The 22,615-nt window shown below is 61.0% G+C and carries 17 protein-coding genes and 1 pseudogene; 6 read left to right on the top strand and 12 right to left on the bottom strand.

The window, feature by feature from the left end; genetic code table 11:
• Positions 1 to 134: 134 nt before the first annotated feature.
• From NJU76_RS15405 to NJU76_RS15425, 5 genes are all read right to left on the bottom strand, one after another.
• Positions 135 to 509 (bottom strand): CBS domain-containing protein, encoded by a 375-nt coding sequence (locus NJU76_RS15405; RefSeq protein ID WP_254530214.1) that lies wholly within the window; start codon positions 507 to 509, stop codon positions 135 to 137.
• Between the two features lie 477 nt (positions 510 to 986).
• Positions 987 to 3,005, bottom strand: a complete 2,019-nt coding sequence (locus NJU76_RS15410; RefSeq protein WP_254530216.1) for a SpoVR family protein — start codon at positions 3,003 to 3,005, stop codon at positions 987 to 989.
• A gap of 65 nt (positions 3,006 to 3,070) precedes the next feature.
• Positions 3,071 to 4,399, bottom strand: coding sequence for a YeaH/YhbH family protein (locus tag NJU76_RS15415; RefSeq protein ID WP_254530218.1), 1,329 nt, complete (start codon positions 4,397 to 4,399; stop codon positions 3,071 to 3,073).
• Positions 4,390 to 6,675 (bottom strand): PrkA family serine protein kinase, encoded by a 2,286-nt coding sequence (locus tag NJU76_RS15420; RefSeq protein ID WP_254530220.1) that lies wholly within the window; start codon positions 6,673 to 6,675, stop codon positions 4,390 to 4,392. The genes NJU76_RS15415 and NJU76_RS15420 overlap by 10 nt, the downstream gene beginning before the upstream one ends.
• Before the next feature lies 1 nt (position 6,676).
• Positions 6,677 to 8,749: a PrkA family serine protein kinase gene (locus NJU76_RS15425; protein WP_254530222.1), complete on the bottom strand. Its 2,073-nt coding sequence runs from the start codon at positions 8,747 to 8,749 to the stop codon at positions 6,677 to 6,679.
• A 649-nt stretch (positions 8,750 to 9,398) separates the two neighbouring features.
• Between NJU76_RS15425 and NJU76_RS15430 the strand changes: the two genes are divergently transcribed.
• From NJU76_RS15430 to NJU76_RS15440, 3 genes and pseudogenes are all read left to right on the top strand, one after another.
• Entirely contained in the window at positions 9,399 to 9,833 is a 435-nt protein-coding gene (locus NJU76_RS15430) for a DUF5820 family protein (RefSeq protein WP_254530224.1), read from the top strand.
• Positions 9,834 to 9,918: 85 nt separating this feature from the next.
• Entirely contained in the window at positions 9,919 to 10,365 is a 447-nt protein-coding gene (locus NJU76_RS15435) for a UPF0179 family protein (RefSeq protein ID WP_254530226.1), read from the top strand.
• A 207-nt stretch (positions 10,366 to 10,572) separates the two neighbouring features.
• A pseudogene (locus tag NJU76_RS15440) lies at positions 10,573 to 10,810 on the top strand (histidine kinase); the annotation flags it as partial.
• An 87-nt stretch (positions 10,811 to 10,897) separates the two neighbouring features.
• On the opposite strand, the gene NJU76_RS15445 reads toward NJU76_RS15440, so the two are convergent.
• Together NJU76_RS15445 and purL are read right to left on the bottom strand one after the other, a co-directional pair.
• On the bottom strand, positions 10,898 to 11,485 hold the full coding sequence (locus NJU76_RS15445) for a HalX domain-containing protein (protein WP_254530228.1): 588 nt from the start codon (positions 11,483 to 11,485) through the stop codon (positions 10,898 to 10,900).
• A gap of 168 nt (positions 11,486 to 11,653) precedes the next feature.
• Complete coding sequence (purL, locus tag NJU76_RS15450; RefSeq protein ID WP_254530231.1) at positions 11,654 to 13,858, bottom strand: phosphoribosylformylglycinamidine synthase subunit PurL; 2,205 nt, start codon at positions 13,856 to 13,858, stop codon at positions 11,654 to 11,656.
• 280 nt (positions 13,859 to 14,138) lie between these two features.
• Between purL and NJU76_RS15455 the strand changes: the two genes are divergently transcribed.
• Together NJU76_RS15455 and NJU76_RS15460 are read left to right on the top strand one after the other, a co-directional pair.
• On the top strand, positions 14,139 to 14,822 hold the full coding sequence (locus tag NJU76_RS15455; RefSeq protein WP_254530233.1) for a PHP domain-containing protein: 684 nt from the start codon (positions 14,139 to 14,141) through the stop codon (positions 14,820 to 14,822).
• 16 nt (positions 14,823 to 14,838) lie between these two features.
• A complete protein-coding gene (locus tag NJU76_RS15460) occupies positions 14,839 to 15,975 on the top strand; it encodes an asparagine synthase C-terminal domain-containing protein (RefSeq protein ID WP_254530234.1) in 1,137 nt (378 codons plus the stop codon).
• A gap of 17 nt (positions 15,976 to 15,992) precedes the next feature.
• Here the strand turns inward: NJU76_RS15460 and NJU76_RS15465 are convergent, their stop codons facing one another.
• The gene (locus NJU76_RS15465; RefSeq protein WP_254530236.1) at positions 15,993 to 16,319 is read right to left on the bottom strand and encodes a cupin domain-containing protein; all 327 of its coding nucleotides are present in this window, start codon (positions 16,317 to 16,319) and stop codon (positions 15,993 to 15,995) included.
• Positions 16,320 to 16,794: 475 nt separating this feature from the next.
• On the opposite strand from NJU76_RS15465, the gene NJU76_RS15470 reads away from it, so the two are divergent.
• The gene (locus NJU76_RS15470; RefSeq protein ID WP_254530237.1) at positions 16,795 to 17,226 is read left to right on the top strand and encodes an ester cyclase; all 432 of its coding nucleotides are present in this window, start codon (positions 16,795 to 16,797) and stop codon (positions 17,224 to 17,226) included.
• A gap of 441 nt (positions 17,227 to 17,667) precedes the next feature.
• Here the strand turns inward: NJU76_RS15470 and NJU76_RS15475 are convergent, their stop codons facing one another.
• From NJU76_RS15475 to NJU76_RS15490, 4 genes are all read right to left on the bottom strand, one after another.
• Positions 17,668 to 18,759, bottom strand: a complete 1,092-nt coding sequence (locus tag NJU76_RS15475) for an Mrp/NBP35 family ATP-binding protein (protein WP_254530239.1) — start codon at positions 18,757 to 18,759, stop codon at positions 17,668 to 17,670.
• A gap of 149 nt (positions 18,760 to 18,908) precedes the next feature.
• Positions 18,909 to 19,217, bottom strand: coding sequence for a hypothetical protein (locus tag NJU76_RS15480; RefSeq protein ID WP_254530240.1), 309 nt, complete (start codon positions 19,215 to 19,217; stop codon positions 18,909 to 18,911).
• A complete protein-coding gene (gene nrfD, locus NJU76_RS15485; RefSeq protein WP_254530242.1) occupies positions 19,214 to 20,575 on the bottom strand; it encodes an NrfD/PsrC family molybdoenzyme membrane anchor subunit in 1,362 nt (453 codons plus the stop codon). Before nrfD ends, NJU76_RS15480 begins: the two co-directional genes overlap by 4 nt.
• Positions 20,572 to 22,227, bottom strand: a complete 1,656-nt coding sequence (locus NJU76_RS15490; RefSeq protein ID WP_254530244.1) for a 4Fe-4S ferredoxin N-terminal domain-containing protein — start codon at positions 22,225 to 22,227, stop codon at positions 20,572 to 20,574. The genes nrfD and NJU76_RS15490 overlap by 4 nt, the downstream gene beginning before the upstream one ends.
• Positions 22,228 to 22,615: the final 388 nt, after the last annotated feature.

Here is a 22,615-nt window from a genome sequence, read left to right on the forward strand (position 1 = left end):
GACTTCGTCCAGGCGGGTAAATATTTGCCCATTGGTAACATACCTCATAATATCCGGTCTGTACATGGTTGTCCGTAGTCCCAACTACAGCGACCGGTTTCTCGGACCGCAGGTGACGTCTTGCCTGGCCCCGCCTACGAGAGATGGGCCGTGACGTCCGTCGAGGAGACCATTCCGACGTAGTCATCGGCGACGACTGGGAGGTGCTTGATGCCGTAGGTCGTCATCATCGCAGCGACCTCCTCCATGTAGAGGTCCGGAGTCGCGGTTTCGACGTCGGTCGTCATCACGTCAGCAACCCGCAAATCCGAGACGTCCCGGCCGTCAGCGACGGCATCGAGTACGTCCGTACTGCTAATGATCGCCTGTGGCGTGGTCCGAACCACCAACGCGTTGATGTCTTTCTCGCGCATTCGCTGCGTGGCCTCCATTACCGTGGCTTCGTCGGATATCGTCTCCAGCGGCGTGGACATCACGTCTTCGACGGTGACTCTGTCAGTAGAATCCATACTACCAGAAAGAGACGCCAGGGTCAAGGTAGTTTCTTTCGAGGTCCGAACCGAGCATCCGGTTCGAAGACCCGGTCTGCCTTCGAACGTCATCGCGGCGGTACAGAGGTGTCCCCGGTCTCGAGTGACGGTATCGCCACATCCGATTGCGCCAGTCGACCGAACGTTCCAGCACCTCTCGACCGTGTTCGGTCGGGTTCGCCGCCAGCGTCTCGACACGGGCCGGCACCGACTGAACGACTTCTTCGGACGCCGTGTCGAGATGCGCGCCAGCGTCCGAAGCCCGCGGCGGTCGTATCCACGCCGGTGCTCCAAGAGGCGGAGATGGCTGTCGCCTGATGACCGACGACGGCGGGACAGTCTACTGAGAGACAGCGCAAAAGCGTTCTGGCTGGACAAACCCGCGAAAACGGTCACACGCAGGAGTTCGGAGCGGTCACACCCAGTCAAGTGACCCTGTACCGCGAGTCGAGTGACCTACGCGAGCCACTCGTCGGGCTTCGTGTCGTAGTCGACGTCGTCGGCCGCCAGATGTTCGACGTCCTCCCACGAGAGGTCTTCTGTCGTGACCGAATCACCGTCGTACCGGATCAGTTTCCCCCGCTCTTCAGGTTCGGGCTCGCGGTTGCGCCGCTTGGCGACTTCGATATCGTGTTCGTCGACCTCCTTGACGATCGTCAGCAGGTTCACCGGTCGGCCCCAGAGTTCGAAGATCCGCCTGAGCGTCTCCTTTGCTTTCCCGAGGTCGAGCATGACGCCGTTGTACTGGTGGCCCAGCAGTAATTCGTTCGCATTGTTGTAGTTGCCGTCATAGACCGCGACCGTCGGCTTTCCGAAGTTGGTGAACTGCAAGAGGAGTTTCTTCTTGACGTCCTCGGCGGCGTCGCTGGCAACGTGGAACTGACCGGTCGCTTGCGAGTGTTCGTAGGTGAAGTAGTTGTTCTCCGTGATGAATTCCTGGGTCAGGAACTCGTCTAGGAACGTGACGTCGTTGTGACTCTCCCTGACGTCGAACATCCGATCCCAGCCAGTCGCGAAGTCGACCTCCTCGAGCGCCTCTTCGACCGACGAGTACCGGGCATCGTCGAACAGGTACCGACCGATCCGCTCGAGTTCGTTCTGGTTGACGCGTGCGAGGAACCCGCGGTTCTGTCGTTTGACGAGCGAGTAGTGCCGTCGAGCCAGTCCCTCGTAGGTCAACACCTTCCAGGGGTACGTTTCGACGTCGATCTCTCCGCTCCGAGCCTGCTCGAGCGCCTCGCGGTCGACCCACTCGTCGGGAACTTCCTCGAGCGAATCGAGTGTCCCGTGGGTGATGGTCTCGATCGCTGCCGGCGGCTCGAGCGTTTCGAGAACGGCGTCGAAGTCGACGACCTCCGTGAGGTTCCGCCAAGAGATGCCTTCGACGCGTAGCAGGTGCTCGATGACTTCCTGCCGGTTCGTCGTGTTCTCGACGTACTCCCAGAGTTCCATCCCGAGACTGTAGGGATTGAGACCGCCGGAGGCCAGCACTTTCGCCATGTGGTCGGCGTAGTTTACGAACTCGTCATCGCTGGCGAAGGCCTCGTCGGTCATCATCGTCGACTCCCAGTAGGCCGCCCAGCCTTCGTTCATCACCTTCGTCATCTTCTGAGCGGCGAAGTAGTAGGCCTCGGCGCGCATCATGTCGAGGATGTCCCGCTGCCACTCCTCCATTTCGACCCCTCGCCCGGCCTCGGCGTCGTACTGTTTGCCGTGCTCGCGTACGAACGCCAGGACGTCCTTCTGCGGTGTCTCGGGGAAGTTCACCGCACCCTCTTCCCCCTCGAGTTTCTCGACCCACTCCTCGGTAAACACCTCACCTTTGACCTCGTCGGAGAGGTCGAGTTCGTCGAGTTTCGCCGCAAGATCTTCGTCGATCCCATCGCCCGCCGGTCCCTCGATGTCGTGGCGGCGGCTGAACACCTGATGCTGGTCGATGTTGTCCTCGAGTGAGAGACAGTGGTCGATCCACTTCTCGACTTCAGCGCGGTCGATGTCGGGATCGGACATGTACTCGTCGATGGCTCGTGCGTGGCGCTCGAGCATGGCGGCGGCGTTGACCTGTTCTTCGTCGGACTGGCCGCGGGTGAACATGCCGAACCAGTCGTTGTTCGCGAAGAAGTCCGAGTGGGCCTCGACGTGCGTGATGACCGCCTTCTGGTCGGCGACCGTGTTCGACTCCTGGAGGAAGGCGTGTGCGGGATTGTCGTTGTTGACGATCTCGAAGGCCTTCCCGCCGCTGTACTGGCCCTGCTTTTGCTGGCGGTCGTACTGCATCCCCCACCGCCAGTGGGGATATCGCGACTGAAATCCACCGTAGGCGATGAGTTCGTTCATCTCGTCGTAGTCGATGATCCAGTATTTCACCGGATATGGGTCGAGCCCCAGCTTCGTCGCGAGGTTTCGAGCCTCGGCGACCGGTTCCTCGAGGTCAGCCGCGATCGCCTGTTTGCGGAATCTATCTGTATTACTCATGAAAACCACCGGGTTTCTCGAGTTCCATCGGGGTTTTTTCGTTCGATGGGAGCGAGGAGCGTTCGTTACTCATCGCGATCACCCTCCGTCGAGAGAATGTCGTAGATCGCGTCGGTCACGTCCGACTCTCCGTTTACGTACGCCACCGCGACGTCGTCGGCGTCGGTCCCGAAGTGGCGCTCGAGTTCCTCGGCGTGGGTCGCGTTGATCGCGTTCCCGCTCGGCTGCGTCTCCACGTAGGCGTGGAGGTTGGCCGGAATCTCTTCCATCAGCGGGATTACACGCTCGCCGGTATCGTTCGAGGAGTTCTCGGAGTCGCCCGCTGCGAAGACGTAGCGGTTCCAGTCACTCCAGGGGTACTCCTCGAGCAACTGGGCGGCGAGTTCGTACGCACTCGAGATCTTGGTACCGCCACCGCTTCGAATGCCGAAGAACTCGTCGCGTTCGACCTCCCAGGCGTCGGCGTCGTGGGCGATGTAGATGAACTCGGCGTTGTCGTACTTGCCCTGGAGATACCAGTCGAGCGGTGTGAACGTGCGTTCGACGAGTTCGCGTTTCTTCTCACGCATTGAACCGGAGACGTCGCGGATGTTGACGACGACGACGTTTTTCTCTTTTTCCTCGATGATCTCCGGGTGGCGAAAGCGCTCGTCCTCGCGGCGGAAGGGGACGTGCCTGATCCCCTCGCGGCGGATCTTCTGCTGGACGCTCTCGCGGTCGACGTTTTCCTCGACCTCCTGGATCGAGGCCCACGTGCCGCGTTCCGCGTCCGGAACGTCAGCGTATGCTTCTTCGACCCAGGCCATCGACACCGGGAGGTTTTCCCTGCGCGCCCACTCGAAGACGTCCCGCGGGGTGATGCCCTCGACCTTGCAGAGCTCTCGCAGGAAGTCCTCGTCGAAGTCCATCGAGAGTTTTCGCTTGAGCCCTTCTTTGAACATACGCTCGAAGTCGAGCGTGCTGTTCGGGCCGGTCCGCGTGAGGTCCGTAAACGGACCCTCTTTCTCTTCGACGACCTTCTTTCCCTTTGGATCGAGGTCGAGTCCGAGTTCTTCGTCGAGTTCCTCGGCGAACTCCTCGGGGTCCATCTCGTAGTATTCGTGTTCCCCGCCTTCCTCGCCGGGTTCGCCATCTTCGCCGTCATCGTCGCCCGGCTGGGGCTGTGGCTGGCCGACCGGCTGACCGGTGTCCGGCGTTCCGTCTTCGCCCTGTCCGACCCCGCCTTTGTCGCGCTGGTCGTACTCGAACTCCGGCAACGAGATGATCTTCACCGGTATCTTGATTTCCCCCGGTCTGCTTTGACCGAGGTCACCGTACTGGATGAAGTCGGCCAGGTCTTCGCGGCGTTCCTCGCCGACTTCGCGGAATCGGTCGAGGTCGTCTCTCAGTCCCATCTATAGCTCACCTGCCCCATAACGTGTCTGCTCGTCAGTTCGGCCGATGACTCCGTGTACCCGAAGAGGGAGACCAACGTTTCGATCGTGTCTTCTTTCACCGTCGCCGTCTCGGTCCCGTTCGGCGGATCGTCCCACTGGCGCGGGTCGAAGTCCTCGAAGGTCCGCTCGACGTCGTCCCAGTCGTGGCTCTCGAGGACCGTCTTGATGACCGGGATTGCGGTGAGATCGACGTCTTCGACCGAGAAGTCCTCGTTTCGGTGTTCCCACGCGTGGCGGTTCAGCGACGTGATCACCTTCTCACGTCGGAAGTTACGGACGCTCTCGCGGGGAAGGTTCCCTTCGTACTCGTCCTCGGAGAACCGTCCGAGGTGCTCGACCTCGAAAAGCTTCATCTTCAGCGGGTCCGGTTCGACGCGCTCGCCGCGGTCGTTGTGCAGCGGTTCGTCGGTTTCCCAGGCGTAGACGTGTTCGACGTACTCGGCGACGGTCTCCTCGTCGACGCGTTTGTCGTGCATGATGGCCTCGATGACGTCGCTCTCCTGTTGGTCGTAGATGTAGTTCTTGACAGGGACGACGCGGTTCTCGAACTCGGAGCGCTCGTTCGCCGAGAAGACCGGCGCGTCGGCCAGTCCCTCGACTAGAGCGTTCAACACGTCACGTGGCATGATGACGTCCTCGACCGACAGGTCGGGGTGGTGGCGATCCCGGTCTGTCTGGAGCAGTTCCGCGAGGGTGTCTCGCGTATACGTTACCGGAACGCCATGGTCACCGTCGGTGCCGTCGTCGTCGAAGTCGAACTCGTCTTTCACCCGTCTGATGTCGCCCTCCTGTAAGTACCCCTGATCGTAGATGAGCGCCTTGTCGACGAGGTCGAGGCCGTTCGGGAGGTCCTCGTCGTCCATTCGCGTGACGACGGCATACAGCGCCGCCGACTCGATCGCGTGCGGCGCGAACTCCTGAACGCGCGTTTCGCCGTCGCGGTCTTTGACCGTCACCGTCACCGGCTCGCGGATCCGCTCTGCGAGCTCCTCGTAGCTATCGGCCTCCCAGACCTCCGTCTCGTTCGTTAGCTCACGCCGGATCAGCTCCGTCTCGAGCGAGAGGTTCGTCAGGTAGCCAAACCGGTGTTTGTCAAGCCGGCGCTTGAGCGCCTTCAGCGGGTCCATCCCGTTCCGGTCGGCGTGCTGGTTGAGCTGCGCCTCGAGGTCGGGATTCGAGATGATCAGCATCTGCGTGTCGACGTCCATCCCGATCCCTTTGTCCAACTTCACCGACTGCTCGTCCGGGACGTTCAACAGCTTCTGGAGCAGGTCAGCGTGCTGGGCGGCGTCTTCGACGATCGTGAGAACGCCGTTGCCCTGCGACAGGACGCCGTCGTAGCTGAATGCCTGTGGATTCTTGCGTCCGCGCGAGTCGAGTTCCTGAAGCATCCCGTGCATCCACGAGCCGACGAGCCGTTCTTTGGGTGGGCCGTCGTCCTCCGAGTGGAGGACGCCGACACCCTGGCCGACGTCTACGACGTAGTTCTTGACGCGGAGGTGGTTCTCGTCGGTGATTGCCGAGAACAGCGCGTCCTCACCCTCTCGGCGATACCGCTCCTCCAGGAAGTCGTAGGCTTCCCGGGAGAACGGATCGAGTTGCGCGTCCACCTGGACGGGGACGTGGTCGTCGAGACCGTCGTTGAGCTGGGCGAGCAGGTCCTCACGGACCTCGGGAGGGAACACCGACAGCGGATGCGCCTGGACGGGGCTCTCGTACCAGTTCTGGTCGTCGCCGGCGGTCGCGTCACCGCCGTAACTCAGGCCACGCTCGCTGGCCTCGGCGGTGGTGACGTTCCACTCGACGGTGTACCGGCGGCCCTCCGGCGTTTTCGAGTACTCGCGCAGCCCGTTGACCAGACAGCGCTTGAGCTCTGACTTTCCGGTCGCGGTCGGCCCCTCGAACCAGATTATCTTCTCGTCTTTCGCGCGTCCCGCGGCGATCGATCGAAGATCGTCGACGAACCCGTTCAGCACCTCGGTGTTCCCGAGAATCGCGTGTTCGCCGTCATTTTGCGGGTCGTCGAAAAAACGGTATCGCTCCTTTTCTTCGCCCTCCTCGACCACCGTGCGAGTGCCGGCAGCTTCGATCGCCTCGAGCAGGTACTTCGAGGCGTGGGAGGCGACGGTCGGGTTCTCGAAGACCCGATCGACGTACGCGGCGAGGCTCATCGGTTCCTCGTAGGTCTCCTCGAGCGCGCGATTGGCCTCGGTGACGTAGTCCTCTCCGGTCATATTAGTCTTCCATCTCGGCTTTGGCGACTTCAGCGCCGGCGAACTCGAGCACCTCCTTAGCGCCTTCCTCGGAGTAGCCCTGTTCGATCAGCGCGTCGATCCACGCCGAGCGTTCGTCGTCGTCGAATTCGTTCGCCGACACCAGTGCCGAGAAGTTGATGTTGTGCTTCTTGTCCTCCCAGAGCTTGCGCTCCAGGGCGCGGCGCAGGCGCTCGTTGTCCTGCGGGTTGAAGGCTTCTCCCTCGCGTGCGCGCCTCGAGACCCAGTTCGAAACCTCCTGGCGGAAGTCCTCTTTGCGGTCTTCCGGGATGTCGAGTTTCTCCTCGACCGACCGCAGGAACGTCTCGTCCGGTTCCTGCTCGCGGCCGGTGAGTGCGTCCTCGATGGTGTCGTCGTCGATGTAGGCCATGACGTGGTCCATGTACTTCTCGCCCTGGCGCTGGATCTCGTCGATGTCGTACGCCAGTGCGTGGCGAACGTCCTCGATAGCCCGCTCTCTGTACTCCTCGCGAACCGTCTCGAGGTAGCGATAGTACTGTTCGAAGTTCTCCTCGGGGATCGAGCCGTGATGCTCTAAGTTCTCCTCGAAGAAGTTGAACACCGTCAGCGGCGATAGGAAGCCGCGCTGTCGGTGCTTCGAGTCCATAATCGCCTCTGCGATCTCGTCGCCGATGAACCGGGGCGAAATGCCGACCATCCCTTCCCCGATTTCGGCCTTCGTGGCGGCTTCGTCGCGAAGTTTCTTGACGTCGATGTCGTCGCCCTCGTCGATCTCGCCGTTGTAGGCTTTCGCCTTCGAGAGCAGCCCGATGGTCTCGGTGTCGGGTTCTTCGATACGGGTGAGAACGCCGAACAGCCCCGCCATCTCGAGCGTGTGCGGCTCGACGTTGATGTCGGGGACGTCGGCGTTGTTCAACATCTTCTCGTAGATCTGGGCCTCGTCTTCGTACGAGAGGACGTAGGGGAAGTCGATCCGCTTGGTGCGGTCGTTGAACGCCTCCATCTTCTCGTCGCCCTTTTTGTCCTTGTATTCGGGCATGTTGGTACGGCCCACGATCACCTGGTCGATGTCGATCCGTGGGTTGTTCTTTGGTTTGATCGTCTGTTCCTGGGTCGCGTGGAGGAAGTCGTAGAGGAATTCCCGCTGGAGTTTCAGCAGCTCCTCGCCGGAGAAGACACCGCGGTTCGCGTTACAGAACGCGCCGGAGTAGTCGAACGCACGCGGATCGCTTTCGCCGTAAATCGCGATCTTCGAGTAGTTGACGTCGCCGGTGAGTTCGGTCTCGTCCTGGTTCTTCTTGTCTTTCGGCTCGAATGTTTCCAACCCCTGACGTTTGTTCTCGTCCGCGACGAATCGGACGATCTCGATGTGGTTCTCGAGCACCTGCTGGAGGTCGTCGTCGTAGTACGCCAGGAGTCTGTCTATGTAGAACTCGCTTTCGGGATCCAGCGCCTGTTCGTTCTGGATCGTATACGGCGCATCGAGATTCTCGTTGAGATCGTCGATCACCCGCTGGCGCTGCTCTAAGGGGAGGAGGACGAGTGGATCCTGGTTCATCGGAGACCGGACGGTATCGTCGGCCGGATCCTGATCCTGGATGACGTCACAGAGGTTCGTCCAGCGGAACGTGTACATCCGTCCGTCGTCGCGGAGGGTGTAATCTTCGAAGTACTTGCGAACCTGCTTGTCGAAGTGAGACTTCCCGGAACCGACCGGGCCGAGCAAGAGTTTGATCCGTCGTTCCGGACCCAGGCGTCGGGCACCCGATTTGACCTTGTTGACGAACTCGTGGATTGACTGGTGGATCACCTTCCCGTAGAAGGTGTTCTCGCCGTCGCCCAGCGGATCCTCGCTCGCGAGCTGGTACTCGACCATTCCTTCGGTCTCGTCGTAGGTGGTGCCGTAATAGTCGAACATATCCGCGACGCGCTGGTGGGCGTTGCGGGCCACCTTCGGGTCTTCGTATACCTCTTCGAGGTACCAGTCGAAGGACTTGGTTTCCCGCAGGTCTGCGGGCATCGATTCCTTGTAATCCGTACTGAGCTGCTCGAGTGTCTCGATGTCACCGGTCATGGTATCACTGCCAGTTTCGGGTTGCCCCGTATACGGTCGTCCGTGATCGCACGGAACGCGGAAGCGAACGTCGTTCGACCGACCGAGGCGTCTCGTGGCCGAACCGTCGGAATCCGTCGCCTCGCGTCACCCGATATGGACGCGGCGTGGCCGTCAGGCTCCTCAAGCGGGCACCCGGGGAGCGTGACCCTTTGCGGGCGGCGTCTATCGTGCCGTGTCATGTGTCATCTTTCACCACTGTCCGTTGCGCGATCGTTCGGAGTCTCGGGCAACGGTGCGCCGGGGACGGGCGCGAAGTGGATCGGTCCGGCAAACGGATACCGATAGTATTTAATGAGTGAGTAATCCAGCTACTTAACCTTAGCCCCAAAAGATATTTATCAGAAGTTAATTCCGGCAAAATACTGCCAGAACTATATCGTGATTATGGGTATCACGGCACACATTCGGGTGGGGGCGACATAAGTTGACGGCTTGCAATTCCTACGTTTGCTGGTGCGCGCAGTCCAACTGCTCGCGCGACAGTAACGCAGTGTGCCGATTTTCCGTCAATTGGTTCGACAGGGCAGCGATCGGAGCGTGCGAACACCGCTCCCAGTCGCCCACGTCCGACGACGACGCTTTAGGCCCCCCGGTCCAATCCACAGCTATGTCGGACTCGGATACTAAAGGACACCTGGATCGCTCGAACCTGCCCGACGGCTGGGACGTCTGGAGTCAGGGCGAAGACGGACGTCTCGTACTCGCCTACCGACCCGACGTCTTCAACGCAGACGGGTTTCCCGCCGCCTGTTTGCCGACGCTGTATCTCACTCACGGCAAACGGACCCGGCGACCCGGACTCAATCCGGCCGACACAGCCGCTTCTTCGGACTGGTTCGTCACACTCTATCTCGAGCCCGACGTCTCCCTGAACGAGACGCAGCGTTTCTCGACTCGAGCGGCCGCACTCGAGGAGGTCGTCGAACTCGCCGGGAGGTTCGACGCGGGCGAAATCGATTATCGAGCGCTGTATCAGGTTCCACGGGAGGCGTATTTCGAGCGGCTCGACGAGCTCACTGGTGACGAAACGAGCGAGTGTTGATCCATTTCGACTGGCGTGCGACGTCGACTCCGCTCGTAGCGCTCCAGACGTGACGCTTAACAGCTGGTGGCGACTACTATTTCCTATGTCGACTGTTACGCTCATCGGCTCCCGGCTGGCCGAGCCAGGAACCGAGTTCGTCTACGAAGGCGAAGCCGACGCCTGTGCGGGCTGTCCCTACCGCAGTCAGTGTCTCAACCTGTCAGTCGGAACGAAGTACCGCGTCACGTCCGTCCGAGAAAACGCCCAGACGCTCGAGTGTGCCATGCACGATGGCGGCGTGCGCGCCGTCGAGGTCGAACCTGCCACCGTCCGTGCGAATATCACGTCGAAGGGTGCCTTCGCCGGCAGTAAGACGAGCCTTCCCGGTCCCTGTCCGTACGTCGAGTGTTCGAGTCACGAGTACTGCGAGCCGGACGGCGTCGCGTTCGGCAAAGAGTACCGGATCACGGACATTCTCGGCGATCCGCCGCACGAGGTCTGTCACCTCGACCGGTCCCTCGAACTGGTCGAACTGGAAACCGACGACTGAGCGCTCACGACTCGCTGCGGTGTTCTCGAGTCGAACGGGGGACCGAATGATCTCAGTTCACACCGGACGTCGCTCGGCCACGACACTGAAACAGGGCTTTCACCAACTATAGGCTGATCGGCGGTCGATGGTGACAACAGCTCCGGACAGTGTTTGCCTCGAAATCGATGGAGGGACGGGCCCGTCGACTGGTAGGGGTGGAAATCAGTGACGACACGCTCGGCACCCCTCGTCGACCACGTTACCGACGCTTTCTTTGCACTCGATACGGGCTTTCGGTTCACGGATCTCACCGAGCGAGCCGAAACGCTGCTCGAGCGCGATCCCGGTGAACTGATCGGTCGTGTTATATGGAACGGATTTTCCCCAAACGATCGAGACACAGTTTCCGGAGGGGTTCCGCTGTACGATTGACGCGCAGATCCCCGTCTTGTCCGAAAGGTACATGCACGACGGCTCCGAGCGACGGCAAGCGGAAGCCAGGCTCGACAGTGCAGTAACGGGGAGACGAAACGGTCCAGACTCGATCTCGCTACTTCGGGATGACCGATTCACGCGCGATGTCCTGACAGAGCTGTCGGTATCCGTCTTGTTCTAACAGCTCCTGGACCGTATCGTTGACACGGACGCGGAGAACGGCAATTCGATCGTTGAGTTCGGCGTACTCCTGGCTGGACTGGCGTTCGGCCTCGGTCTTCTGATCGTCGAGTAGCGCCTTCTTGGAGGCGAGTGCAAAGAATTCCTGAAGCTGTTCGTCGTACATGGCGCGAAGGACCAGTTGTTCGATGATCCTGATCAGTTCCTTCTTCGAGACTGGTTTGACGAGGTAGTCGTCGAATCCCATCTCGATAATGTCGAAGTCCGGTTCGACCGCCGTCACCATCGCGACCCGGCAGTCGAGTGATCGATTTCGGATCGTATCGAGAACCGTATCCCCGGAGAGACCGGGCATCCGCCGGTCGAGCAACACGACATCGATGTCCTCATCGATGGCGTCGAGCGCTTCGTTTCCGTCGTACGCCGTCTCGACGTCGCACTCGCCGCCGAGCCAGGCCGCGTACAGGTTCGCGAGGTCCGGCTCGTCTTCGACGATCAGAACGGACGGGGTCTCGGTTGTCATCAGACTTCCTCCTGGGGTACCCGCTCGTATGACGAATAGTTCCCGATCTATATCAAGATGCCGGACACTCTGTCCAATAAACGTCTCAGCGATAGCCATTCGACGCCGCGACAGGCGAGGTCGGAGACGTCATTTGACGTGGTTTCACTCGCGTTCGCCGGCGATTCGCTACTCGAGTCCACGTTCGATCGTCGCGCGCAACTCGCTGATCTCGGTTGTGTCCGTCGTGAGCGTTCGGTCCCCGACGTCGATCGTGAGCGTTCCATCGTCGGTTCCCACGCCGAGTTCGACGATCGGAGCGACGCCGTTGAATGCCTCCCGCACGGCGTCCACCGATTCGGTCTGGATCAGTGCGCGACCCGGCTGTTCGTGAAACAGCGCGCCGACCGGATCGTCACCGGGGATCGACACCCTGAGACCGGCCTCGGCCGTCACCATCTCGGCGAGCGAAACGGCCAGTCCGCCGTGGCTGACGTCGTGGACGGCCAGCGTCGCACCGTCGTTCGCGACCGTCGCGAGCGACTCGATCAGGCTCTCGGGATCCGACGGGAGGTCGGGGAACTGATCGCTCCCCTCGAACTGTGCCAGGTACTCGGAACCGCCGAGTCTCGGTTCGCCGGTTTCGATGCCGAGATCACCGACGAGCACCAGATCGCCCGCCGACTCGACTGTCAGCGGCGGTGCGTCGTACCCCGCCTTGGAGCCGACCATCGCGAGGGTCGGCGTCGGCGGAATCGGCCCCGTGACCGAGTCGTTGTACAGCGAGACGTTCCCGCCGACGACGGGCGTCGATAGCGTCTCGCACATCTCGGCCAGTCCGTCGACGATTCCCGTAAAGCCGCCGTAGACCTCGGGTTTCTCCGGGTTCCCGCCGTTGAGACAGTCGACCGCGACAAGCGGCATCGCACCCTTGGCAGCGATGTTCGTCGCGTTCTCGAGTGCGATCGCACGGGCACCCTCACGGGGGGCTATCTCGGTCCAGTTCGGTGCGGCGCCGGAGGAAATCGCGAGCCCCGTTCCCGTCTCGCGGCCGTCGCCGTTCGACGCGTCCGTGGACCGTGGCTCCGCGCTCGCTTCCCGGATCGCGACGACGGCCGCGTCGTCACCCGGTCCCACGCTCGTTCGTACGCCGACCTCGTGATCGTACTGCCGATAGACCCACCGCTTCGAGGCGGTATTCGGACTCGAGATCACGGCATCGAAGGCGTCCTCGAGATCGACGTCGGGCAGGTCGGTGGTGGGCGGTTCGGTGGCGTCTGTCGAGAGATCGTTCATCGGCGCGCCCTCTCCCAGGAAGTACGCGTCCACGTCGACCACGGTCTCCCCCTCGAACCTGCAAACGTAGTTGCCGTCGGTGACTTCACCGATGACCGAGCAACCGAGATCGAACCGCTGTGCAATCTCGCGTACGCGGTCGACGTGTTCCGGTTCGACCTCGTAGCACATCCGCTCTTGGGACTCGGCCAGTAGAATCTCGAGCGCCGACATGTTCGGTTCGCGCTGGTGAACGCGCTCGAGGTCGATCCGTGCCCCCAGATCGGCCTTGGCGACCATCTCGCTCGAGGCGCCGCCGAGGCCCGCAGCGCCGAGGTCGCGAGCGGATTCGACTAAATCCTCGTCGACGAGCGCTTCGTTGGCCTCGATCAGCAGTTTTTCGGCGTACGGATCGCCGACCTGTACGGCGGGTCGGTCTTCGGTTTCGGCGTCCTCCGCGAGGTCCTCGCTGGCAAAGCTGGCGCCGCCGAGTCCGTCCCGGCCGGTGGCGTTTCCGACGAGGACGAGCGCGTTGCCGGGTTTCTGGGCCTCGGCAGTGACGAGCCGATCTTCGTCGGTCAGCCCGACGCAGGCGACATTGACCAGCGGGTTTCCCTCGTAATCGGAGTGAAAGTCGACGCTCCCTCCGACGGTAGGAACGCCGATGCAGTTCCCGTAGTGGCTGATCCCCTCGACGACGCCCTCGAAGAGGTACTTCGAGTGTTCGCGGTCAAACTCGCCAAAGTAAAGCGAATCCGCGAGCGCGATCGGGTAGGCGCCCATCGAGAGCGTGTCTCGAACGATGCCACCGACGCCGGTCGCAGCGCCGTCGAACGGGTCCACGTAGGAGGGGTGGTTGTGGCTCTCGATCCCCAACGTGACGTACGTTCGTTTCCCGTCACCATCGCCGGTTCCAGGCAGCGCGACGACCGCCGCATCGTCGCCAGGCCCAACTACGACCTGTTCGCCCTCGCTGTCGAACGCCGACAGCAGCGGTCGCGAGGAGCGGTACGCACAGTGTTCGCTCCAGAGGTTCTCGAACAGCGCCGCCTCCGCAGGCGTCGGCTCTCGCCTCAGCTCGGAAACGACGAGTTCGCGGTCCGAATCGGCAAGACTCATTCACCTAGATGATGAAAGCCGGCCGGTAAAGGGGTTTCCATGTCCACGTTCGTGCATAGATCGAGGCCGACCATCGACGGGACCGATCGGTGTAGACTGGCCGGGGGCGGCTCTTCCGCTCGCAGCGCGCCGTCGATGAGTGGTCGCCGCTCGAAACCACCTGTCGAAGGGTCGACGCCGACCAGAGCGGGCCTCGACCACTTCGTCTCCCGATTGATTCGAGTTCGACTCGAGCGGGAGGATCGAGCGGTTTTTGATCAGGCCGTCAAAACGTACGACCGTGCTGTCGGTCGAACTTCACACGCACTCGTCGTTGTCCTACGACGGCCGCGACCCGGTCGAGCTCATTCTGGAGCAGGCCGAGGCCGTCGGCCTCGATGCGATCGCGGTGACGGACCACGACGAAATCGACGCGAGCCTCGAGGCCGTCGAGCGCGCCCCCGATTACGGCCTGGTCGGCATTCCGGGAATGGAAATCTCGAGCAAGGCGGGCCACGTGCTGGGGCTGGGCCTCGAACGGGCCGTCCAGCCGGGGCTCTCGTTCGAGTCGACGCTCGAGGCGATCCGCGACCAGGACGGACTGGCGGTGATTCCACACCCCTTTCAGGAGGCCCGCCACGGCGTGATGGCTCGCATCTCTCGCGACGAACTCGCGGAGGGGGATGCGATCGAGGTCTACAACTCACGGCTGTTTACCGGACGAGCGAACCGGCAGGCCGAACGCTACGCAAAGTCTCGAAACCTGCCGATGACAGCCGGCAGCGACGCCCACATCAGCGAAATGGTCGGACAGGCGATTACGCGTGTCGACGCCGACGAACGGACGGCCGACGCGATTCTCGAGGCGATCGCGGACGGCCGGACGACCGTCGAAGGGAAACGAACGCCGTGGCGAATCAGCGTTCAGCAGTTCGCCGGCGGCGTCACGAGACGACTGAGCCACGTCCTCAAACTATTCAGATGACCGGTATGCAGCCACAATGACCGAAGCGAAATTACGCGGTGCCGAGACGACGTTCGTTCGCGACGCACTCGAGCGCCGCGACCCGCTGCCGGGTACGACGGGCTTCGCCGGAGCACTCGACGACCGCCTCGTTCGAGACGTTCTCGGACGCGTACCGCTGTTCGTCGACGCCGGCGCAAATACCGACGGCCACGACCAGACGTGGGCATTCGAGCCGTCCGCTCTCGACGATCCCCGGCTCTTTCCGGCCGGTGCGGTCGCACCGGTGGACGACCCGCTCGCCGGACAGCGGTCACACTGGACGCTTCCCAGCCCGGACCCGGAGCCGGACCAGGACGTCGCGCTCTCTGACCTCGCAGACGCGATTCGGACGGCCGGCGACACCGTCAGTGGTGATGGGCAGGAGATCGCCGTCGCCTTCTCGGGCGGCGTGGACTCGGCGCTGGTGGCCGAACTCCTCGATGCGCCGCTGTACGTCGTCGGCTTCCCGGACAGTCACGACGTCGATGCCGCACGGACGGCAGCCGACGCGATGGACCGCGACCTCACGGTGGTCGAACTTGAGCCGGACGATCTGGAACGCGCCGCGCCCGAAGTCGCGCGGGCCACCGGCCGGACGAACGCGATGGACGTCCAGATCGCGCTTCCGCTGTATCTAGTCGGGGAACGCGTCGCTGCGGACGGGTTCGATGCGCTCGCGGTCGGCCAGGGGGCGGACGAACTATTCGGCGGCTACGAGAAGGTCGTCCGGCTCGATCACCGCGTCGACGCCGAGACGGTCCGCGGAGCAGTCCGGGAGCAAATCGAGGGCCTCCCGCGCCAGCTTCCACGAGACGTACTGACGATTCGGTCGACGGGCCTCGAGCCCGTGGCGCCGTTTCTCCACGACGCGGTACTCGAGGCGGCGCTGTGCCTGCCGGATCCCCTGTTGGCGGACGACGACGGGCGAAAACGAGGATTCAGACGGATCGCGACACGGTATCTACCGGACGAGGTCGCCAAACGAGACAAAAAGGCGGTCCAGTACGGCAGTCTCGTCGCCCGCGAACTCGATCGGCTCGCCCGCCAAGCGGGCTACAAACGCCGGATCGACGACCACGTCACGAAGTACGTCGAATCGCTACTCGAAGACGCACCCACCCGATCCGACTGAGCGCAACGGGGTTCTGCTCAGGACGGCAGGGGACAGAGACTCGCGGTGAAGACGACCATCTCGTCAGTCTCGTTGTGCGCGCCGTGGTCGACTCCGCGCTCGTGGTGCACGACTCCGGGTGCGGCGATTTGCTCGCGCTCGTCGTCCTGAATCACGGTCACCGTCCCCTCGAGGACGTGGAAGACGTTCGTACTCTCGGCGTGTTCGTGAACCTCGAGTTCCGCGCCCGGCCCGAGGGCGAACGCCTTCACGAGCACGTCGTCGGTGACGACCAGTTCGGCGGTCTCGATCTCTCCGTCGCCCGGCTCGAGGTCGGCGATCGCATCGGCGTATCTATCGAACATGTGGATTGAATTCGCCGGACGATCCTATAACGATGGGGGAAGAGACGTTTGGCGAGTGATCAAAGCGGCGTCGAGAATACGGACGAGTGCGGAATCGAGTTGCCAGTCAGTACCAGTTGTTGCCAATATAATTCCTGTATTCAGAATGTAACAGAAATGAAAACAGTGTAATTCTTTCACTGGCAAGTAAAAATAATCAACTGGATATATTTCTAAGAAGGCTTATGATTCTAAGCCCGAAATATCCAATAAAGAAGCATACAAATTTAACGTTGGTACTTCTATCAGCCATCGGTGATGGTGGCAGAGCAGTGCTGGATACAAAGCGTGTAGTTCTCGTTTTCTCCGAAAAGCAATTGATACTATAACGGAGTCCTCCCCAAGCCTTATCGATATGGTGGTGATAGTTAACGGAGACCACAGCGTAGAAGAACTTGCCCCGTGACAAGGTCGCCTCGAAGAGGAGACACTAAGAATGATAACCACACCAGAGGAGAACAAGGAAATCGTCCGAAAGTTCCCGGAAGAGGTGATCTCGGAGCAAAATATCGATCTCATCGACGAGATCGCCACCGAAGATGTGATCGACCACCACGACACTTTCGGAAAGACCCAAGGCCGCGAGGCACTCAAGGAAACGACCGAATACCTCTATGAAGCGTTTTCAGGCCCCTCGGCTACCGTCAAGGACGTTGTCGCCGAGAGCAATCGCGTCGCTATTCGATGGTCGTCGCGAGGAATCCACGAGGGTGAGTTCATGGGCTTCGAACCGACAGGGAAGGCATACGTGATCGAGGTTACGATGTTCGCTCGCATGAAGGACGGGAAGATTGCCGAACGATGGGTGCTGAGTGATACGCTCGGCATGCTCCAACAATTCGGCGTCATCGAACAACCCAACAGTTAATGCGGGCCAGGCCACCGATATTTCGAAGCAGACGAAGAACGTAGTGTTGATTTGCCAGGGGAAAGACAGCTCCTGTATTCAACAGGCCGATCACGACATCGTCTATAGGGGATGAGTCCCCGTCCGATAACTACACTGCCCGTACTGATCAACCACCACGTTCGTAGATTGAACTGAATCTCGTGCTGCATTTGCACGCTGTATGCAGCAGACGAATTCTGACAAAAGTTCAGCAGAACAGCTACCTGCGAACCGCGAGTGAAACCCATTGGACCCCGGTCGAACCAGTGTCATGACTCAGGGAGAAGATGAAGGTTAACTAATTTGATAATTCATGCGAGCTAGATGAATTGGTACGAAAAATCACGCCGCAGACTGAATAAAGAAATCGTATTTGCAACAACTGATACGGAGTGACGAGTCGGCACCCGTAGACGTCGATCAGTCCTTGGTTTCGGTCGGCAGTTTGTTTGCCGGTTCGTGTTCCACGTTGTCGGCGACCGTCCGGCGATTGGTCTCGCCGATCCGATCGGCGATCTCGCCGACGACCTCCTCGACGTACTCTTGTACCTCGCTGTCGTCGTCTTTAACGAGTGCCCCCTCGCTCCCATCGGCCCCGAAGTCGGGATGGATCGGAATCTTGCCCAGCAGCGGCACGTCGTAGTTCTCGACGATCGTCTCGGCGCCGTCGGTTCCGAACAGGCCGTGTTGATCGCCACAGGACGGGCAGATGAACGAGCTCATGTTCTCGACGACGCCCAGCACCGGGGTGTCGTGTTTGTTGAACATCTGGATCCCTTTTCGGGTGTCGTCCAACGCCATCTCCTGGGGCGTCGTGACGACGACCGACCCCGTAACCGGCATCGACTGCAACAGGTTCAACGTCGCGTCACCGGTCCCTGGCGGCAAGTCGACGATGAGGTAGTCGAGCCGGCCCCACTCGACGCCCTCGAGGAATTTCAGCATGAACTTGTTGACCATCGGTCCGCGGAGGATCGCGGGGTCGTCTTCTTCTTCCATCATCAGGCCCATACTGATGACCCGTACGCCGTCTGATCGCGGCGGAACGATTTCCTCGTTCGGAGTCACACCGGGTTCGCTTTCGACCGGCAGTATCCGGGGGACGTTCGGTCCGTGAATGTCGGCGTCGAGCAGCCCCACCATCGCACCGCGCTTCTCGAGACCAGCCGCGAGATTGGCCGCGACCGTCGTCTTGCCGACGCCACCTTTCCCGGAAGAGACGGCGATTACGTTACGAACGCGCGGCAGTACCTCGTCGTCGAACCCGTGTTCCTCGCCGACGTGGGCCCGGAGGTCCGCCTCGAGGCCGGCATCCTCGATGACGTCGCGGATTCGGTTGCCCAGCTCGAGTTCGGACGGTGCGTACGGCGCGTTGAACGCGAGCGATATCCTCGCCGTCTCGTCGTCGATCGTGACGTCGTTGACCAACCCGAGCGAGACGATGTCCTCGCCGATGTCCGGGTCCTCGACAGACTCGAGTTTGATTTCGAGTTCGTGTTCTGTGATACTCATAGTGGCTGGATGCTAGCCGTACGAACGGCGTGGAGCGGGATACGTGTGATGGTTCGGTCCTCGAGCGACGAGGCTCTCGACGCGTCGTGCGCAAAAATGAAAATCGATGTCGACGTCGGTGTCGGTGTTCGGATGCGATACGGTGACGGTTACGGTGGGCCGACGTTGGTGAACGGCTCCGGCGCGCCGCCGTAGAAGACGATGCCGATGAGAACGGTCAGAATGAACATTCCGACCCACATCGATGTCGTCAGTCCGACGAGATAGCTCACGCCGAGGAGCCCGGTCTTCGTGTCGCGTGGTTCACCTAGGAACCAGGCCGCGAGCATGATGTATACCGGGACCAGAATCACTGCGAAGATGATGTAGGTCCCCTCGTTGGCGAAGCCGGTGAAGCCCTTCGTACCGTCGTAGCCGTGGTACAGGAGTGTGGACAGGATCGTTTGCGTTGTACTCATGCTTCCACCTCAGGTTCGGTCGGTTCGGTCGGTTCGGCACCGTGTTCGTGGTCACCACGCAGGTGTTCGATGGCGTGGAGTTCAACCACAGGAACTAGCTTCGCGAGGTTGAGGAATAAAAGTGCAACCAGCGCGGTCGTGCCGACGAGCGACAGCCACTCGATTGCGCTCGGGAAGTAGGTCCCGGGAGTCGCCGCGTAAATGTCGAACGTGGGGTGCAAGAATCCCTCGACGACGAATAGAATTTTCTCGGTTAGCGTACCACAGAGAATTATAGCGCTCGCGATGAGCGCTCGCTTCTTACTGAACAGGGCCGGTCGAATCCCCTGCAAGAAGATGTACACGAGCGTGCCGAAGATCAGTGCCATCGCAACTCTGTAGACCGGATGGGCGATCTTTGCCTCGACCGCAACCGATTGGTTAGTCGGTCCGAGGAATACGCCGTTGATTATCTGCTGAAGCTGGAACCACAGGAACAACAGGGTGAAGAATCCGAGCCACAGGAGCAGCCCTCGGAAAATGTCGTCGGTGATGATGTGATCCCAGTCGTAGGCTCGGCGGAACGCATAGGCGATGATCATTATGCCACTGATCGCCGACATGAGCGCGATACTGAGGAACGTTGGTCCCTGAATTGCGCCGGTCCAGCCAGGCATCGCCGGAAGGAGTGCGAACAGCCACGGGATCACGCCACCGTGGAGCAAGAGCGGAGCCATGATAATGACTGCGGCGGCGAGCCACCAGACCATCCGATCGATGATCGCGTCTTCTTTCTCGCTGTAGCCGATAGTCAGTATCTTGTAGACCGGTTCGAACATGTCCGGCAGATCGTCTCGCAAGCGGCTAACATCGTAGCGAAGGGTCAGACCGAGGTACGTCGCCGACAGCACGAAGTAGGCCGTAATGACGGTCACGTCCCACACGAGCGGGGAGTTATTGACCGTGATGTGGTAGTGGCCGATGACGCTCGTCACCATCCGATCCGGCCGCCCCATGTGGACCAGGATGTAGAAGCCGGCGGCGGAGAGGCCACCGATCGTCGTCATCTCCGCGAGCCGGGCGACTGGCATGTACCGGTCCATACCCAGTAGACGGACCGCGGCTGAAAGGATGATGCCGCCGTGAGCGACACCGACCCACCAGATAAACGCGCCGATGTACAGACCCCACGTAGAGCCGCCACCAGAACCCCAGTCGCCGAGGCCGGTGACGATCAGCCCCTGCTGGAGCTGATAGGCCCATGCAACGAGGAAGGCTACGAGCCCCAGCGCCGCGATGCCGTAGACCGCCATGTATTTTTTCGTGAACGATCCGATCGGACGGAGGATGTCCTCCTCAGACGGTGTCTTCGTGCTCATAGCGACACCCCGTCAATGCGTCCGACGGTTTCGTTGTCGAGGACTTCCTGGCGCTCGTCGACCAGGTCAATGTCCTCGTATTTGGTCGGTCCTTCGACCTGATGGGCGTTTGGTCCGGGCTCCTGTCCGAGATACGTAACGTTCGGGTTCGTTCCGACGTCCTCGAGCAGTTTGAACGAGTTCGGCTTGCCGGCGAACTGCTCGAGTCGGATCCGTGCGTCTCCCGCGTTGCCCTCGCCGAGTTGAAGCTCGGCAAGTGCGTCCTCGGTTTCGAGGTCGACGTATTGCTCGATCGCCGCCAGGGATTGGAGAATCGTCTGTTCGCCCTGGAGGATGCTGTTGTTCTCGTCGCCGTCCGGTTCGAGGCCCTCACTGGCGATATCGATCGCCTTCATGACGGCCAACGTGTCCTCGGTGAAGGTCACGTCCTCGAGGCTGTTGAGGGCCTCGACGGCGGATTCGATGTCGTTGTCCGAACTGAGAGTGCTGTTGACGGTATCCGGCGATGGGATATCCCACTCGGATTCCGAACTGTTCGTGAGGTGGACGACCGCGCGACTCTTGGTCGGGTGTTCGCGGTGCTGGTAGGGGTCGCTCTTCTCGTCTTTGACGTTGCCAAACTGGATCGCGTTCGGCGGACAGGCGTCCTCACACGCCGTCGTTCCGACTTTCTCCTCGCCCATGTCGCCGTCCTGTCTGGACGGACACATGACACACTTGCTCATCGCACCACGGGGGGCCCGGGCATCGACCCAGCGCTCACCGTATTCGTACTGAGCGGTGGTCATGTTCTTCTGATTCGGAATTTCTTCGTAGGCCGTATCTGGCTCGTCCCACTGGAAGTAGTTGACGCCGTATGGACAGGCGACCTGGCAGTATCGGCACCCGATGCAGACGTCGTAGTCGGTCAGCACCAACCCGTCCTTGTCACGGGTGTGACGGGCCGTCGTCGGGCAGACCTTCTCACACGGAGCGTCGGTACAGTGCTGACACGGCCGCACGAGCATGTTGAACTCGCTCAGCCGATTGAAATTGCTACCGACCTGGCCCTTTTCGGCATTCTCCGAATTGTGGAGCTCATCCTCCCAGGCCATGACGTACATCCAGTTGACGCCCTTGTCGAGGGCGTTCTCCTCAGTACAGGCAGTCATACAGGAGAGACAACCGTCACAACGCTCGAGGTCGATCGTCATCCCCCACTGAACGTCGCTGTGTTCTTTGGTCTCCGTTGTGCCGTGGCCTCCTTCCGCGGCGGCGAGGCTCTCCTTGACATCGCCGGCTTTGCCGCCAAATGCACCCACACCGACGGCCGCTGCGCCGACCCCCATCTTCTTCATCGTCTCGCGTCGGGTTTCGTCCCCGTCTCCGTCGAATGCATCGAGCATCCGTGAGAACGTGCCCTTTGCTTCCTCCTGAGCGGCTTCGTACGCCTCAGCGGTCGGGCGCTGGTCCTCGCCGAACTCCTCCATCACGTCGTCGTGATAGCGTTCGTGGAATTCGGCCTCGGAGAGTTCGCCTTTCGTGACCCGCATCGCGTCTTTGGCCATCTCCATACCGAGCTGGCTGTCGTACTCGGTATCGTCGAGCATCGACTCGAGTTCGTCTTCCCACTCGTTCCCGAGCGGATGAAATGATTCGTCGTCCGTGCTCATTAGATCAGAACACCTCTGAATATGACACTGGTGTCATGCCGGAGGTACTCGACGGCATGCACTTGAAATCGTTCATTTGTTGATCCTCACTCCCCGTCTCACAACCGAACTCGGATGAAGTATAGAGCCGATTTCCAACACCTGAGAATTGGCGCGATCATGTTCGGATCTTTAAGTCAAATCGCCCCTCTTGGGAAAGCATCACTCGTCCGGATCGGTGAACGTACGCGTTCGAATCGGTGGAACGACGAAATCAGCGTCATGGTAAGAGAACTCACCGCTCAGTGTGAGCGGAGACCTACGACCACCACGCTACTCCAGTGGCCCGACACATACGCTCGCAGACCACAGCCGAGAACCCCACGTGGCATCAGTCAGGGTGCCTTCG

It is taken from the genome of Natrinema gelatinilyticum, assembly GCF_024266705.1.
In the GTDB taxonomy this organism is placed as follows: domain Archaea; phylum Halobacteriota; class Halobacteria; order Halobacteriales; family Natrialbaceae; genus Natrinema; species Natrinema gelatinilyticum.